This is a genomic window from Nocardia nova (assembly GCF_002933465.1).
Taxonomy (GTDB): domain Bacteria; phylum Actinomycetota; class Actinomycetes; order Mycobacteriales; family Mycobacteriaceae; genus Nocardia; species Nocardia nova_B.
Genome location: NZ_PSZE01000001.1, coordinates 473,503 through 488,531, shown reverse-complemented (window position 1 = coordinate 488,531; position 15,029 = coordinate 473,503). Strand labels below are relative to the sequence as shown.

The window sequence follows — 15,029 nt, the reverse complement described above, 5'->3', positions numbered from 1 at the left end:
CGCCGCACCATGCGCGCTCGACCAGTATGCACCTCTCCCCTTCAGCGGGTGGCGCGATCGGCTGATCGGCCTTCGGCCGGGCACAGCCGTCAATCGTCCCGGTTTGCCGTCCCGCTCTCCCAGGCGCGGCCGCGCAGCAGGCGCAGTCCGTTGAGTCCGACAATGACCGTGGAGCCCTCGTGACCGGCCACGCCCAGCGGTAGTGGAAGGTGGCCGACGAGATCCCAGGTGATCAAGGCGGCGATGAAGGTCGCGGCGATGATCAGGTTGGCGACCACGGTGCGGCGCGCGCGACGGGACAGAGCGATCACCGCAGGCACGGTGGTCAAGTCGTCGCGGATGACGACCGCGTCGGCCGTATGCAGGGTGAGGTCGGACCCGTTGCCGCCCATGGCGATTCCGGTGTGGGCGGCGGCGAGCGCGGGTGCGTCGTTGATACCGTCGCCCACCGCGGTGACGCGGTCGCCCGCGGCTTCCAGTTCCGTGATCGCGGCAACCTTATCTTCCGGCAGCAGGTCGGCCCGGACGTCGGTCAGTCCGAGACGGGCGCCCAGCTTCCGGGCCGCGGCGAGATTGTCGCCGGTGAGCAGAACCGGTGTGGCCCCGGTGATTTCGGTGAGCGCGGCAACGGAATCGGCCGCTTCGGGGCGCGTCTGATCGGCGATGCCGAGAATCGCGATGGCTCGGCGCTCGCGCCGCACGATCACCGCTGTATGCCCCGCATCCTGTATCTCCGCTACCACGGCCGCGGCGGCCGTATCGGCCGAATCCAGAAGCGCGACAGGCGATCCCACCTCGATGCGGTGACCGTCCACAGTGGCGGTGACGCCGCGTCCGGGCTGCGCGCTGAAGGCGTCGACGGGGGGCAGCGTGAGTCCGCGCTCGCGACCGGCTCGGACGACCGCGGTGGCCAGCGGGTGCTCGCTGGAATATTCCGCACCCGCGGCCCAGCGCAGGACCTCCGGCTCCGTGCCCGGGCAATCGGGCAGCACACGGATGTCGGTGAGTTCCGGGACGCCGCGGGTGAGTGTGCCGGTCTTGTCGAAGGCCACACGGGTGGTGCTGCCCAGTCGTTCCATCACGACCGCCGATTTCACCAGGACGCCGTGCCGGCCGGCATTGGCGATCGCGGCGAGCAGAGGCGGCATGGTGGACAACACCACCGCGCACGGTGAGGCGACGATCATGAACGTCATGGCGCGAAGCAGCGAATCCCGCAGCGCCACACCGAAGAACAGTGGCACGACGAAGACCGCGAGTGTCACCGCGACCATGCCCACCGAATAACGCTGCTCGATCTTCTCGATGAACAGTTGCGCCCGGGCCTTGGTCCGGCCGGCCTGTTCGACCAGGGCGGCGATCCGGGCCACGACGGAGTCCTCGGCGCGGCGACCGACCCGTACCCGCAGGACACCGGTGCCGTTCGAGGTTCCGGCGAACACTTCGTCACCGGGCGATTTGTCCACCGGCATGGGCTCACCAGTAATGGTTGCCTGGTCGACTTCGCTCGCTCCCGCGACGACCGTGCCGTCGGCCGCGATGCGATCGCCCGGGCGGACCAGAATGACATCACCGACCGCGAGATCCGCTGCTCTGACGGTTGTTTCGACACCGTCGTCGATTCGGGTGGCGGTGTCGGGTGCCAGATCGAGCAGTCCGCGCACCGAATCCTCGGTTCGCGCGGTCGCGAACGCCTCCAGTGCGCCCGAGGTGGCGAAGATGACGATCAGCAGCGCGCCGTCGGTGATCTGCCCGATCGCGGCGGCGCCGATCGCGGCCACCACCATCAGCAGATCGACGTCCAGCGTCCGTTCGCGCAGGGCGCGCACCCCGGCCAGGGCGGGTTCCCAGCCGCCGGTGAGGTAGCAGGCCAGATAGAGCGACCACCACACCTCGACGGGCGCGTGCAGGATCCGTGCCACCGAGCCGGCCGCGAAGAGCAGGAGAGCCGCTGCGGCCCAACGGATTTCGGGAAGCGCGAACAGTCGCGTCCGCCGCGCGGGTATCGCCGTGAGCGCGGCGGGACGCGTGGCGGCCGGTGCGGACACGAGAAACCTCCGAGGATCGGGAGCGGACAACCCGAGAATAACAGAACACGTGAAGAGGTCTTCATGTATACCTGGTCGGCTAAACTGCACGGTTATGGGACATGGCGTCGAGGGCCGCGATCGGCCGATTGCCCGGCTGGACAGTGAGTCCGCCGCGCATGTGGCGACCACCCTGCAAGCCCTGGCCACGCCGAGCCGGCTGCTGATCCTCAGTGAACTGCGCCAGGGGCCGCGGCCCGTCTCCGAGCTCGCCGAGGCGGTGGGGATGGAGCAGTCCGCGGTCTCTCATCAGCTGCGTCTGCTGCGCAACCTCGGACTCGTGACCGGAACCCGCGCCGGGCGCAGCATCGTCTACAGCCTCTACGACACGCACGTCGCACAGCTGCTCGACGAGGCGGTGTATCACAGCGAGCATCTGCGCCTCGGCCTGTCCGATCGGCCGCGAACGGCAGGCTGAGGACGTCTTCTCGGCAGGACGTTCGGTGGACCTTTCGGTGTGTTCGCCGGCTTCCTTGTCTGCGCGCCTGTCGATTTCGGCGCGCCGCCGCGGTAACTGCCGGTCGCTCGTGGGTTGGGTCGAATCCTGCCCGGCCGATCATGCGAGCCGAGCTCTCCCCGCCGGGCCTGCTCTTCCCGTGCCGTCGCGCACGGTAGTCCGCAACGGTTGACAACGCCCCTGCTCTAGCGCACACTGCTCGTATTAGAGAGCACTGCTCTCAGACCGTGAGAGGGCAGTCATGCAGGAACTGTGGAAGTGGGCCAATCTGACCGTCGCGTTCGCCGCGGAGGTGGGCGCGCTGGTGGTGCTGGGACTGTGGGGCTGGCGCGTCGGCGACAACACCGTTGTGAAAGTCGTTCTGGTGCTGGGCATCCCGCTGGCCGCCGCGGTGGTGTGGGGAATGTTCGCGGCGCCGAAGGCGAGTTTCGATATTCCGCTGCTCGCGGTGATCACCAAGGTCGTGGTGTTCGGAGGCGCCGCGGCCGCGCTGTGGGGACTGGGGCACCGGGTGGCCGCGCTCGTTTTCGCGGGCATCGTGATCGCGAATCTGCTGGCGATCAAGCTGGGCCACCTGAATTCGTAGCGCGCCGACCCGGAGTCCGGGCCGGCGCGTATGGTCACGGCACGACTTCGAAGACGTCGCCCGGATTGACGTAGTCGTAGAAGGCCTTGGCGCCTTCGGGCGTCATTCGGATGCAGCCGTGGGACTGCTCCTCGATCGGTCCGATGTGGGTGGCGATATCGCCGTTGAAGAAGACGGCCCAACGCATTTCGGCGTTGTGCATGGTGCTCCAGTGATACGGCTCCTTGAACGCGACGTGGAAGGTGCCGGGCGGTGTCTCATACCCGGGCCGCCCGTGCGAGATGGGGGTCGGGCCGTAGACCACGCGACCGTTGTCCATCAGCCAGCCCTCGTTGGTCGACAGCCGCAGGCACGCGCGCGCCGCGGCCGAACAGGGAGCCGAGATCTGGCCGGGCGGGGAGGGTACGAGTTGCGGAATGCCGGGGATGTCGGGGCCGCCGGGCCACACCGGGTCGGCGCCCGCGGGCACCGTGACAGCAAATCCGGCGGTCGCGATCGCCGTCGCGGCCGCCGCTCGGATCGTCCATCGGGTGATGCTCGTGCAGTTCATATGCGTCCGACCTCTCTACCCGGCCCGCTGTCCGGCTGGGCCGGGCGGCGGGCACATTCGTCGACAAGCTGGGACGGCACCGTAGGCGACCGATGGGGGATCGATCACAGTGCATAGTTGATCATTGTGACCTGCCGAGCGCGCGGATGGTACGGAAGAATCCGCGTTGTTATCACAAATCGGGCAGACCGAGTTCCAGGTTGGGTGCGGCGATACCGCCGTCGATCTCCAGAATCTTGCCGGTGAGATAGCTGCCCGCGGGCGAGCAGAGGTAGACGATGCCGGCCGCGATATCGGTCGGATCGCCCAGCCGATGCAGTGGCGTGTCGGCCTCCATCTTCGCCTTGACCTCGGGATTCTGTGCCACGACCTCGAGTGCGGACGTCAGCACCGATCCGACCGCGATGCCGTTGACCCGGATCCGCGGCGACAGATCCGCGGCGGCCAGCCGGGTCCAGTGCGCGAGCGCCGCCTTGGCCGTGCCGTAGGCGAGGAAGCCGCGCCCGGGTGCCCGGCCCATCATCGAGGAGATGTTGACCACCGAGCCGCCCTCGCCCGCGAGCATGTGCGGAACCGCCGCGCGGGTGAGGACGTGCGCGGTGGAGACATTGAAGCGGAACGCCTCCTCGAGGAATTCCGGTGAGGTGGTCAGGAAGGTGTTCGGCATGGTGCCGCCGACGTTGTTGACCACGATGTCGATGCGGCCGAACTCGGTGGCGGCGGCGTCGGCCAGTGCCGTGACGGCGTCGAGATCCGAAAGATCGCAGGCCACGGCGAGGGCGCGCCGGCCCGTCGCGCGGATCTGCTCGGCGACCGCGTCCAGCTGTGACTGCGTGCGCGCGGCGATCGCCACATCGGCGCCCGCCTCGGCCAGGGCGAGGGCGGTGGCGGCGCCGATACCGCGGCCGGCGCCGGTGACGACGGCGATGCGGCCGTCGAGTCGGAATTTGTCCAGGATCATCGCTAGTCCTTTCGGTGGGTGTCCTCGCAGTGTTAAGACTTAGTTCTTAACTGTCAAGGACGAGTGCTCAATCCGCTGGTAGGACGTATCGTGCTCAAGGTGGAAGCAGTGAGTGCCCGGGAGCGGTTGATGATGGCGGGGGAACGGTTGATCGCCGAGCGGGGATATCTGGTCCCGCTGCGCGATATCGCCGCCGCGGCCGGGCAGCGCAACAACTCGGCGATCCCCTATCACTTCGGCTCGCGCGACGGACTCGTCGAGGCAGTGGTGCAGCAGCGGCTGGCAACTCTGGAGGTGCGCCGGTTGGAGTTGCTGGCGCAGCGCCCGGCCGCGACCGGCGACGACGTGCACACGCTGCTCGACGCGCTGGTCATCCCCATGTTCGAACTGGGAGCGCGGAACGAGAGTTCTTATTACGCAAGGTTTCTCGAACAGATCCGCACCCATCCGGCGGTATCGGACGCGGCCAATCTGGACAGCGCCGAACGGACCTCGGTGCGAGTGATCGTGGCCGGGCTGGACCGCGCGCTCGCGGACCTGCCGCCACGCTTGCGGCATCGCCGGCTGCGCAGTCTCACCACGGTGCTGTTCGCGCTGCTGGCCGACCACGAACGGGCCGTCGAAGCAGGCCGGATCGCCGCCGGCGACCGCGAGGCCTGGGATCAGGTCATCGACATGCTCGCCGGCACCCTTACCGCGCCGGTCACGACGCGTGCTCGGTGACTATGTGACGATCGGGCCATGCACAGCGACGCGATCGGATTCGCCGCCCCGATACCGGTATTGCGGATCTACGACGTCGGCCTCGCGTACGAGTTCTACCCGGACTTCCTGGGTTTCGCCGTGGACTGGGAGCATCGGTTCGGCGCGAGATGGATCTCATCGCTGTCACGGGATCCAGGTCCGGTGGCATCGGGGAGCCCCAGCCCTACCGCGATCTGCCAAACCAGGCGATCGTCGTCCGCCATACGACCCCTTCGGCAACATTCTGCGATTCGCGCAACCGGCCTGAACCGCAATTCGGTGGCGCGGCGACGGCTGGCGGCTCACCCGTGCCGCCGATTACCGTGAACACTGTGGATATCGCGCGCGAGCTGCCCGGCGAACGGTCGGTGCCGCGCACCGGATGGCGTACACAGGGCGGGCCGCTGCTGGCGGCCGGTGCGGTGGTCGCCGCGGCTACGGTGCTGCATTTCCGCGATCCGCACAACCAAGGGGCGTACGGAATATGCCCGTTCTATGCGCTGACCGGATGGTGGTGCCCGGGATGCGGCGGATTGCGCGCTGTGCACAATCTCACCGAAGGCCGGGTGCTCGACGCGCTGCACAGCAATGTCTTCGTGCTTCCGCTGCTGCTCACTCTCGCATTGTGGTGGGGGCGGTGGGCCCTGGGCCGATGGCACGGCAGAGCCGACACCGCCTTTCCGTTCACCCTTCGTGGCCAGGCGCAATGGTGGTTGATCGGGCTGCTCATGGTGTTCACCGTCGCCCGGAACACCCCCTGGGGTACATGGTTGGCCCCGGTCTAGGCGGGCATGCTGGAAGTATGACCCAGGAAATCGCTGATTCACTGAAGGCTCGGGTGCGCGAGAAGATGCTGCGCCAACTGAACGAGGACGGCGTGCCCGACCCCGAGCAGGACGACCCGCGCCAGCTCGCGATCGAGAACGACCTCGAGGCCATCGATTCCGTTCCCGACGGCGATCCGCTGATCGAGGAATTGGCCGCCCGCTATCTGGTGCCGTGAATCGGATCGCGCTGGATCAGATCGTGCACGGCGCCGTGCCGTGCGCCGCCTCGGTCAAACCCGGCCGGGTCTCCGGCAGGGGCGACCACTGTCCGCCCGCATACGTGTAGTTCCACGAAGCGCCGTCTCGAACCAATCGACGCAGAGCCTCGAGCAGGCGATCCACATCCGCGACCGACGTGCCCAGGCCGACGCTCGCGCGCACCGCGCCGTCGACGCCCAGCCGGTGCAGCAGTGGATGAGCGCAGAATCGCCCGTCGCGGACGCCGATCCCGAATTCGGCCGACAGATACGCCGCGACTCGTCCGGGCTCGAGCCCTTCGACGGTGAATGCGACGATACCCACACTGTCGGCGCTGTCGGAGAAGATACGCAATTGCCGCACGCCCGCAACGGTTTTCAGTCCGTCGCGCAGGCGGCGGATCAGGTGGTGTTCGTGCTCGACCACGGCCTGCTCGTCGAGCGCGCTCAACGTTTCGCAGGCCGCCGCGACGGCCGCCGCACCCAGCACGTTCGGTGATCCCGCCTCGTGCCGCTGGGGTGCGGGCGCCCAGTGCGCCTGTTCGGTGGTGACGGCGGTGACCGCCCCGCCGCCCGCCAGATACGGCGGGGCCGCGTCCAGCCAGTCCCGGCGACCCACCAGCACACCTGCGCCGAAGGGCGCGTACAGCTTGTGGCCGGAGAAGGCCAGGTAGTCGATGCCGGTTCCGCCGGATTCCGCGAATGCCTGCAGGTCGATTCGGCGGTGCGGGGCCAGTTGTGCGGCATCGACCAGGATGCGGGCGCCGTGGCGATGGGCGAGCGCGGTCAGGTCCGCCAGCGGCAGCACCTCACCGGTCACGTTCGACGCTCCGGTAATCGCAAGCAGCGCAGCGGGTTCGGCGCACAGCTCGCCATCGATCCGGCGCAGCGTCTCCGCGATCGTGTCGGCGGCGGGGACCACCCGGCGGCCGCGGCGCGTCCACGGCAGGAAGTTCGCGTGGTGCTCGATATCGAGCACCACGGTGTCACCGGGAACGCAGCAGGCCAGCAGATTCAGCGAGTCGGTGGTATTGCGGGTGAACACCACGACCTGGTCGTCGGCGCAGTTCACCGCCCGTGCCACCGAAACCCGTGCCGCCTCGTAGCAATCGGTGCTGATCCGGGAGGCGTATCCGGCGCCGCGGTGCACGCTGGCGTAGTAGGGGAGCAGTTCGTTCACCCGGTCGGTGACTTGGGCCAGTGCGGGGGCGCTGGCGGCGTAGTCGAAGTTGGCGTAGGTGCGAAAACCGCCCTGCACCAGCGGAACTCGCAGATCGCAGCCGGAGACGCGGGCGATCGGTTCGCCGGTGCGGCAGGCGCGCGTGGCATTGTCGGCACAGGCAGTTGTCGAGCAGGTGCAGGAGGTTCCGGAGAGGGTGTCGGCGCAGCCTCGGTTCGAGCAAACCTGTTCCGGGGCAACGGTTTCGGTGGCAACGGCAGTTGTCGAGACAGCAGTATGCATCGGGACGATCCCTTTGTTCAGGGACTCCGGGTGTGGAGGTGATCGGAGTCCGCGCTTGCCGTGCTCGGTCGAGCAGCGGCCAGGTCGTCACCCGGAGCACCCCACCGCGGAGGAGGGTTGCCGACCAGCTAGCCGGGGCTTGACGCTGGTACTCGTGACCTGACCCGAGATTGGCAGAATTCGCCCGGCATTGTCAAGCGCCGGCATCCGGCGAGAAGGTGCGCCGCGCCGCCCCGCAATCGCGTGACGTGTGAAAAAGCTTGTGGCTCAGTCTAATCCGGCAGGGCGATGATAGGTGCCGTTGTAGTACAGCAGCGGGTTGCGCATCGGTGCGCCGCCGGTGTCGTCGTGCACGCGGGTGACCAGCCCGACCACCAGGGTGTGGTCGCCGATGGGAATCAACCGGTGTACCGTGGCGCGCACCCAGATCGGGGTGCCGTGTAGCACCGGCTCGCCCGTATCGAGCGTCGACCACAACTCCGGGTCGGCGAAACGCTGTTCGGCGGCGCGCGAAAACCGCTGTGCCAGATGCTGTTGATGTTCGCCGAGGAAGTGCACGACGACCGAATCGGCCTCGGTCATCGCGTCGATCGACGAGGAGGTGTGCGCGATGTTGAACGAGATCAACGGCGGATCCAGCGACAGCGAGGCGAAGGAGGTGGCGGTGAATCCCACCGGGCGCTCCGGCCGGCTCAGAGTGACGATCGTCACTCCTGTGGGGTAGTGGCGCATGGCGGCTCGGTACTGCGCTGCGGTGACGCCGTCGTGCCGGGGTTCGAGATGCTCGGGGTTGAGATCGGCCAGCTCGGCGTCGGGTCGCTGGGAACTGCTCACGCCTCCAACCTACGTCCTGCCCGCGCTCCCGCAATCCCGACCGCTGTCCCGGTGCCGCTGAATTTCCCCGATACGCTGGACGAATGAGTGATTGGAAGGCTTTCGACGTCGAGCGCACCGGTCACGTCGCGCGAGTGACGCTGACCGGACCCGGCAAGGGCAATGCCATGGGCCCGGATTTCTGGAGTGAGTTGCCGTTGATCTTCGGCGAGCTGGACGCCGACCCGCAGGTCCGCGCGATCGTGCTCACCGGTTCCGGTAAGCACTTCTCCTACGGTCTCGATCTGCCCGCGATGACCCCGACCTTCGGCCCGCTGCTGGCCGAGAAGGCCTTGGCCGCACCGCGCAGCGATTTCCTCTACGAGGTCCGGCGCATGCAGGCGTCGGTGACCGCGGTCGCCGACTGCCGCAAACCCGTGATCGCCGCGATCTCCGGCTGGTGCATAGGCGGCGGGCTCGATCTGATCTCCGCCGCGGATATCCGCCTGGCCAGCGCGGAGGCCAGCTTCAGCCTGCGCGAGGCCAAGGTCGCCATCGTCGCCGACATCGGGTCGCTGCACCGGTTGCCGGGCATCATCGGCGAGGGGCATGTGCGGGAGCTCGCCTACACCGGCAAGGACATCGACGCCGCGCGCGCGGAGAAGATCGGCCTGGTCAACGACGTCTACCCGGATCAGGAGGCGGTACTTGCCGCCGCGCACACGCTGGCGGAGGAGATCGCCGCGAATCCGCCGCTGGTGGTGCAGGGCATCAAGGATGTGCTCGATCAGCCCAAGGCCGGCAAGGTGGCCGACGGGCTGCGGTACGTGTCGGCGTGGAACGCTGCCTTCCTGCCCTCGGAGGATCTGACCGAGGCGATCCAGGCCGTCTTCGAAAAGCGCAAGCCGAACTTCCAGGGCAGGTAGCGCTCGGGGGAGCCGCGACGGCGCTCGTCGGGACGCATACGCCCGCGAGCGCCGTCGACCGGACTCAGTGTCCGCCCTGCTCCTGCAGCCGCTTGAACGCCTCATCGGCGAGGGTCTCGGCCTTGGCCCGGCCGTCCCAGCCGTCGACCTTGACCCACTTGCCGGGCTCGAGGTCCTTGTAGTGCTCGAAGAAGTGCTCGATGGCCTTGCGCTCGAACTCCGGGATGTCGTTGACGTCCTGGATGTGATCCCAGCGCTTGTCACCGGCCGGAACCGCCACGACCTTCTCGTCGCCGCCGGCCTCGTCGCTCATCAGCAGCACACCCACCGGGCGGGCCTCGACGATCACGCCGGGGAACACCGACTCGGGTAGCAGCACGAGGCAGTCCAGCGGGTCGCCGTCGGAGCCCAGGGTGTTCTCGATGTAGCCGTAGTCGGCCGGGTAGACCATCGGGGTGTAGAGGTAGCGGTCCAGCCGCACCCGACCCGTCTCGTGGTCGACCTCGTACTTGTTGCGCTGCCCCTTGGGGATCTCGATGGTGACGTCGAACTCCACGTCATCTCCTTCGTCCGATGCGTATGCGTTGATGCGGTACGGCTGCTCGCCGGCGTGTGCCGCGGCCGACTCGCCGACCGGTTCGGTGGGCTGCCGACTCGCCAGCTCGTTCGATGGAACGCCGGCGAGGTGAGGATAGTGTGGTCGATGCGCGCATGGGTGCGGCAGGGAGCGTCCGCCTCACACGGGTGAATAGGGAGACAGCTGTCACGTGGTAGGTCGAGGTAGGAAGAACATCGGTGGGCTGGCCGCTCGCCGACGCCGCAATATGTGGGTCGCGGTGCTGGTCGCAACCGTTGTCGCCGTCGTCGTGGCCACGGTCGCCCTGGTGACGGTGCGCCCCTGGACCGAGGAATTCCGGCACGGGGGTTTGACGATAGCCGCACCTCCGGCCCCCGTGAAGCCCTTTCCGCAGCTGAATCCCGCCTCGGCGAGTGCGCCCGAACCCAGCCGCCAGGGGCTGGCCGATGCCCTGGCCCACGTGGCGGCCAGTCCGGACCTCGGCAATTTCGCCGGATCGATCTCCGACCCCGACACGCGCGCCATGTTGTGGAGCGCCGATCCGGACAAGCCGATGATCCCGGCGTCCACCCTCAAGGTCATGACCGCGGCGGCGGCCCTGCTGGTCCTGCCGCCGGACCATCGGCTCACCACGCGCGTGGTGACCGGTTCGGCGCCCGGTGAGGTGGTGCTGGTCGGCGCCGGCGATCCGACCCTGACCGCGCAGGCCGACGGCAAGGGGTACTACCCGGACGGGCCGAAGTTGTCGGATCTGGTGGCCCAGATTCGTGCCGCCGGCCATCCGGTCGACACGGTCGTGGTCGATACCTCGCTGTATTCGGGCCCCACCTCGCCGGCCGGCTGGGATCCGGCCGATATCGCGGGCGGTTCGTGGGCGCCGATCGAACCGGTGATGATCGACGGTGGCCGCCTCGACCCGCTGGTCGAATATTCGCCGCGCTCTGCCACCCCCGCATTGGACGCGGGGCGCCGGCTGGCGCTGGAGCTGGGCGCCGACCCCGCGAAGGTTCGGCTGGCCAAGGCCGCGCCCGGGGCCGCCGAGTTGGCCCACGTGGAATCCGCGCAGCTGCGAGACCGCTTGCGGGACATGATGATTCACTCCGACGATGTGCTCGCCGAGACGATCGGCCGGGAGATCGCCGCGGCGACCGGTGGCGAGCAGTCGTTCGCCGGCGCCGCCTCCGCCACCCTGACGGCGTTGAAGGCGGCGGGTTTCGACACCGCGGGCGTCACCCAGATCGACAACAGCGGACTGTCCACCGACGATCGGGTTCCGGCGCGACTGCTCGACCGGATCATCGCCGAGTCGGCCGCCTCCGCGCAGCCGGGTGCTGCGGACCCGGGCGGGACCGCCGCGCCCTCGGTCGTCAACACCGGTGACAGTGCCGCGGTCGCCTCTCCGCTGGCGCCGCTGCTGGACTATCTGCCGGTCGCCGGCGGTACCGGATCGCTGGCCGTGCGGTTCGTCGACGGCGGCCCCGAACGCGCCGGAGCGGGCTGGGTGCGCGCCAAGACCGGAACTCTGTCCGTGTCGAGCGCGTTGGCTGGATATGTGTTGGATCGCGACGGCCGAGTCATGACCTTCGCGCTGATGTCGAACGACCGGCCCCCAGAGGCCAGCCGCCCGGCATTGGACGCCGTCGCCACCACGCTTCGCAACTGTGGATGCTCCTGACGGGTGGAAATGCGATGACCGGATCCGGTGACCCCGCCGATGGCCGTACCGCCGACGATGCCGTGGTCGCCGGTCGCGAACCCACGGACGTGGCGAAGAACGACGTGGCGAAGAACGACGTGGCGAAGAACGACGTGGCGAAAAACTCGGCCGCGAAGCGCTCGGTGCTGGCCGGCTCGGTCGATTGGCAGCTGGCCGCACGCGCCGGTAGCGCCGTCGTGCCGTCCGGTCCCCGCACCACGCGGTACTCGGCCGAACAGGTCGTCCAGGAACTGTCCGAGGCGTCCATTCGTGCCGAGGGCCCGGTGCGGGAGGTGAGTCTGCTCCTCGACGACCAGCCCGTCCCACAGGCCACGATCGTCGATCGCCGCGGCTGGATCCGTGCGGCCGCCGAATCCATGTCCGAACTCACCGGGTCCGCCGACGACGAGCGCGGCCGTTTCGCCGGGAAACCGGCCGGCGTCCAGGCCGGGGCGATGCTGGCCTTCCTGTCCACCGCGATCCTCGGCCAATACGACCCGTTCAGCGGGCCGGACGGCACCTTGTTGCTGGTCGCCCCCAACATCATGGCCGTGGAACGCGCACTCGGCGTCTCGCCCAGCGATTTCCGGCTGTGGGTGTGCCTGCACGAGGTGACGCATCGGGTGCAGTTCTCCTCGGCACCCTGGCTGGGCGACTACATGAAGCAGAACGTCGACACCCTCGGTGCTGTCGGCGACGAATCGGTGAACGAGGTGCTGACCAGGCTGGTGGAGGAGGTACGCCGTCGGCGCGACAACGGGGTCAGCGACGATCCGGCCGATCGTGGCATCCTCGGCCTGCTGCGCGCCACCCAGCCGCCGCCGCAGCGCGAGGCGCTGGACCGGCTGCTGATGCTCGGCACGCTGCTGGAGGGTCATGCCGACCATGTGATGGATGCCGTCGGCCCGGCCGTGATTCCCACCGTCACGCAGATCCGCGAGGCCTTCGATCAGCGACGGCGGCGCCCGGCCAATCCGATCCAGCGCCTGTTGCGCGCCTTGCTCGGGGTCGATGCGAAGGTCGCGCAGTACGTGCGCGGCAAGGCGTTCGTCGACGAGGTCGTCGGCACGGTCGGCATGCGGCGGTTCAACACCGTCTGGACCGACGCCGACACCCTGCCCCGTCCCGACGAGATCAGCACCCCGCAACGATGGATCGACCGAGTCCTGGGATGAACCCGGAACGGCCCGCGCAGTCGCCGGGAACGGATCCGGTGTCCGCAGCGGCGATCCCATCGCCCGGCGATGCGGAGTCGCCCTCGGCATCCGGGCCGGTCCGGCTGGGCGCCCAGGAGCCGCGGGCAGCGGACCGGGCGCGGTTGCCCGAGACCCGAGCCGTCTTGGTCATGCGGCACGCCGTGCGAGATTGGCTCGTGCGCTACGCACCGGCCGGGGTGGTCGCCGTCGCGCTCTCGGGCGGGGCGGATTCGCTGGCACTCACGGCCGCGGCGGTGGCCGAGGCCGTGGCGGTCGACGCGCTCGTCGTGGATCACGGGCTGCAGGACGGGTCTGCGGAGGTCGCCGCCGAGGCCGCCGCCCTCGCCCGGTGGCTGGGGTGTCGATCCGCGCGGGTGTGCCGGGTGCGGGTGAGTGGCCCGGGTGGCCCGGAAGCCGCCGCCCGGGAGGCACGCTACCGGGCGCTGGTCGAGGCGCGAGACGGCCTCCCGGTGTTGTTCGGGCACACCCTCGACGACCAGGCGGAAACCGTACTGCTCGGATTGGCGCGCGGATCGGGCCCGCGGTCGATCCGGGGGATGGCGGAATTCGACGAGCCCTGGGGTCGGCCGCTGCTGGGCGTGCGGCGCGCGGTCACTCGGGAGATGTGCCGGGATCTGGGCCTGGTGCCGCACGAGGACCCGCACAATGCCGCTCCCGAATTCACCCGGGTCCGGCTGCGGACCGAGGTGCTGCCGCTGCTGGAGGAGGTCCTGGGTGGGGGTGTGGCGCCGGCGCTGGCTCGCACGGCCGCGCAACTTCGGGAGGACGGTGCGGCGCTCGATGCGATTGCCGATCGATTGCTGGTCGACGCGCGTGATGGTTCGTCCCTGTCGGTCGAGACACTCGCCACGGTGCCGCCCGCGATTCGTCGGCGTATTATCCGGGCCTGGCTGCTCGACGGCGGTGCAAAAGCCTTGACGGACAAGCATTTACGCGCGGTCGAGTCCTTGATCACCGAATGGCACGGCCAGGGCGGCGTCGCGGTCGGCGGGGGAATGCCGGGGATCAGGTTGGTTGCCAGGCGCGAACGTGGCAGGCTGACGTTGGCGTTTGCACGATAACGACCCGAAGGGAAGCCAGCACACGTGTACGGGGACGACATAGCGTCGGTGCTGATCACCGAGGAGCAGATCCGAGCCAAGGTCGACGAGCTGGCCGAACTCATCGCGAAGCGATATCCCCCCGACGCGCCCGAGGGTGATCTGCTGCTGGTCGGCGTGCTCAAAGGTGCGATCTTCTTCATGACCGAGCTGGCGCAGGCGCTGCCGATCCCGACGCAGATGGAGTTCATGGCCGTCTCGTCGTACGGGTCGTCCACCTCCTCCTCGGGGGTGGTCCGGATTCTGAAGGATCTGGACAAGGACATCGCCGGACGCAATGTGCTGATCGTCGAGGACATCATCGACTCCGGTCTCACGCTGTCGTGGCTGATGCGCAACCTCTCCAGTCGCAACCCCGCCTCGCTGGAGGTGGTGACGCTACTGCGCAAGCCCGACGCCCTGCGCACCCACATCGAGGTCGCGCACGTCGGCTTCGACATCCCGAACGAATTCGTCGTCGGGTACGGCCTGGACTACGCCGAGCGTTACCGCGATCTGCCCTACATCGGGACCTTGAACCCGCGGGTCTACAGCGCCTGAACTGGGCGCATGACCGAATTGGTGACCGAATTCCGCTGGGCTGTGGCGAAAATCACCGTTTGACGATGTTCCCTGCGCAATCGCTATCGATGGAAGTTGCTGGTCGGCCCGGATAGCGGGCCGCCTCGGCGGCGGAGATCCGCGCGCAGTGCCGGAAGTGATATCACCGCTGGTCGTCGCGCGCCGTGAAGCCGTGTCATCGGCTCGCCGCGACGGCGGTTGTGTTCGCTGGAAATTTTCCAGGGCGATTGTGCTGGAGTTATGGCGGAGCCCTATGCTGTCGGTAACA

General features: G+C 68.5%; 17 protein-coding genes and 1 riboswitch. Of the genes, 11 read left to right on the top strand and 6 right to left on the bottom strand.

Annotated elements, in window-relative coordinates; translation table 11 throughout:
• Window positions 1-89: 89 nt before the first annotated feature.
• Complete coding sequence (locus tag C5E41_RS02150; protein WP_146097437.1) at window positions 90-2,048, bottom strand: heavy metal translocating P-type ATPase; 1,959 nt, start codon at window positions 2,046-2,048, stop codon at window positions 90-92.
• Between the two features lie 94 nt (window positions 2,049-2,142).
• On the opposite strand from C5E41_RS02150, the gene C5E41_RS02145 reads away from it, so the two are divergent.
• Window positions 2,143-2,505, top strand: a complete 363-nt coding sequence (locus C5E41_RS02145) for an ArsR/SmtB family transcription factor (RefSeq protein ID WP_062962144.1) — start codon at window positions 2,143-2,145, stop codon at window positions 2,503-2,505.
• Window positions 2,506-2,785: 280 nt separating this feature from the next.
• On the top strand, window positions 2,786-3,130 hold the full coding sequence (locus C5E41_RS02140; protein WP_104374100.1) for a YrdB family protein: 345 nt from the start codon (window positions 2,786-2,788) through the stop codon (window positions 3,128-3,130).
• Window positions 3,131-3,164: 34 nt separating this feature from the next.
• Here the strand turns inward: C5E41_RS02140 and C5E41_RS02135 are convergent, their stop codons facing one another.
• Both C5E41_RS02135 and C5E41_RS02130 read right to left on the bottom strand, forming a co-directional pair.
• On the bottom strand, window positions 3,165-3,680 hold the full coding sequence (locus tag C5E41_RS02135) for a L,D-transpeptidase (protein WP_104374099.1): 516 nt from the start codon (window positions 3,678-3,680) through the stop codon (window positions 3,165-3,167).
• A gap of 172 nt (window positions 3,681-3,852) precedes the next feature.
• Window positions 3,853-4,641, bottom strand: coding sequence for an SDR family oxidoreductase (locus C5E41_RS02130; protein ID WP_104374098.1), 789 nt, complete (start codon window positions 4,639-4,641; stop codon window positions 3,853-3,855).
• A gap of 99 nt (window positions 4,642-4,740) precedes the next feature.
• Here C5E41_RS02130 and C5E41_RS02125 point away from each other — a divergent pair, with 99 nt between their 5' ends.
• Genes C5E41_RS02125 through C5E41_RS02110 form a run of 4 tightly spaced genes read left to right on the top strand, consistent with a single transcriptional unit; the run spans window position 4,741 to window position 6,388 of the window.
• Window positions 4,741-5,364 carry a TetR/AcrR family transcriptional regulator gene (locus C5E41_RS02125; RefSeq protein WP_146097436.1) on the top strand — a complete coding sequence of 208 codons (624 nt, stop codon included), beginning with the start codon at window positions 4,741-4,743 and terminating at the stop codon, window positions 5,362-5,364.
• 18 nt (window positions 5,365-5,382) lie between these two features.
• A complete protein-coding gene (locus C5E41_RS34335) occupies window positions 5,383-5,712 on the top strand; it encodes a glyoxalase superfamily protein (RefSeq protein ID WP_219823070.1) in 330 nt (109 codons plus the stop codon).
• A 5-nt stretch (window positions 5,713-5,717) separates the two neighbouring features.
• Window positions 5,718-6,170, top strand: coding sequence for a DUF2752 domain-containing protein (locus C5E41_RS02115; protein ID WP_219823075.1), 453 nt, complete (start codon window positions 5,718-5,720; stop codon window positions 6,168-6,170).
• A 29-nt stretch (window positions 6,171-6,199) separates the two neighbouring features.
• Complete coding sequence (locus C5E41_RS02110; RefSeq protein ID WP_104374219.1) at window positions 6,200-6,388, top strand: hypothetical protein; 189 nt, start codon at window positions 6,200-6,202, stop codon at window positions 6,386-6,388.
• Between the two features lie 16 nt (window positions 6,389-6,404).
• On the opposite strand, the gene C5E41_RS02105 is transcribed toward C5E41_RS02110, so the two are convergent.
• Window positions 6,405-7,871 (bottom strand): aminotransferase class V-fold PLP-dependent enzyme, encoded by a 1,467-nt coding sequence (locus C5E41_RS02105; protein ID WP_104374095.1) that lies wholly within the window; start codon window positions 7,869-7,871, stop codon window positions 6,405-6,407.
• Window positions 7,872-7,917: 46 nt separating this feature from the next.
• A riboswitch (SAM riboswitch) is annotated at window positions 7,918-8,031 on the bottom strand.
• A 107-nt stretch (window positions 8,032-8,138) separates the two neighbouring features.
• Entirely contained in the window at window positions 8,139-8,603 is a 465-nt protein-coding gene (locus C5E41_RS02100) for a flavin reductase family protein (protein WP_104374218.1), read from the bottom strand.
• A gap of 185 nt (window positions 8,604-8,788) precedes the next feature.
• On the opposite strand from C5E41_RS02100, the gene C5E41_RS02095 reads away from it, so the two are divergent.
• Window positions 8,789-9,610 carry a crotonase/enoyl-CoA hydratase family protein gene (locus C5E41_RS02095; protein ID WP_104374094.1) on the top strand — a complete coding sequence of 274 codons (822 nt, stop codon included), beginning with the start codon at window positions 8,789-8,791 and terminating at the stop codon, window positions 9,608-9,610.
• 64 nt (window positions 9,611-9,674) lie between these two features.
• On the opposite strand, the gene ppa is transcribed toward C5E41_RS02095, so the two are convergent.
• On the bottom strand, window positions 9,675-10,166 hold the full coding sequence (gene ppa, locus C5E41_RS02090; RefSeq protein ID WP_030517366.1) for an inorganic diphosphatase: 492 nt from the start codon (window positions 10,164-10,166) through the stop codon (window positions 9,675-9,677).
• 268 nt (window positions 10,167-10,434) lie between these two features.
• Here ppa and C5E41_RS02085 point away from each other — a divergent pair, with 268 nt between their 5' ends.
• From C5E41_RS02085 to hpt, 4 genes are all read left to right on the top strand, one after another.
• Entirely contained in the window at window positions 10,435-11,862 is a 1,428-nt protein-coding gene (locus tag C5E41_RS02085) for a D-alanyl-D-alanine carboxypeptidase/D-alanyl-D-alanine-endopeptidase (RefSeq protein ID WP_104374093.1), read from the top strand.
• A 14-nt stretch (window positions 11,863-11,876) separates the two neighbouring features.
• Entirely contained in the window at window positions 11,877-13,058 is a 1,182-nt protein-coding gene (locus C5E41_RS02080) for a zinc-dependent metalloprotease (protein WP_104374092.1), read from the top strand.
• 170 nt (window positions 13,059-13,228) lie between these two features.
• Complete coding sequence (tilS, locus tag C5E41_RS02075) at window positions 13,229-14,161, top strand: tRNA lysidine(34) synthetase TilS (RefSeq protein WP_104374217.1); 933 nt, start codon at window positions 13,229-13,231, stop codon at window positions 14,159-14,161.
• A gap of 24 nt (window positions 14,162-14,185) precedes the next feature.
• Entirely contained in the window at window positions 14,186-14,740 is a 555-nt protein-coding gene (gene hpt / locus C5E41_RS02070; protein WP_030517362.1) for a hypoxanthine phosphoribosyltransferase, read from the top strand.
• Window positions 14,741-15,029 lie beyond the last annotated feature (289 nt).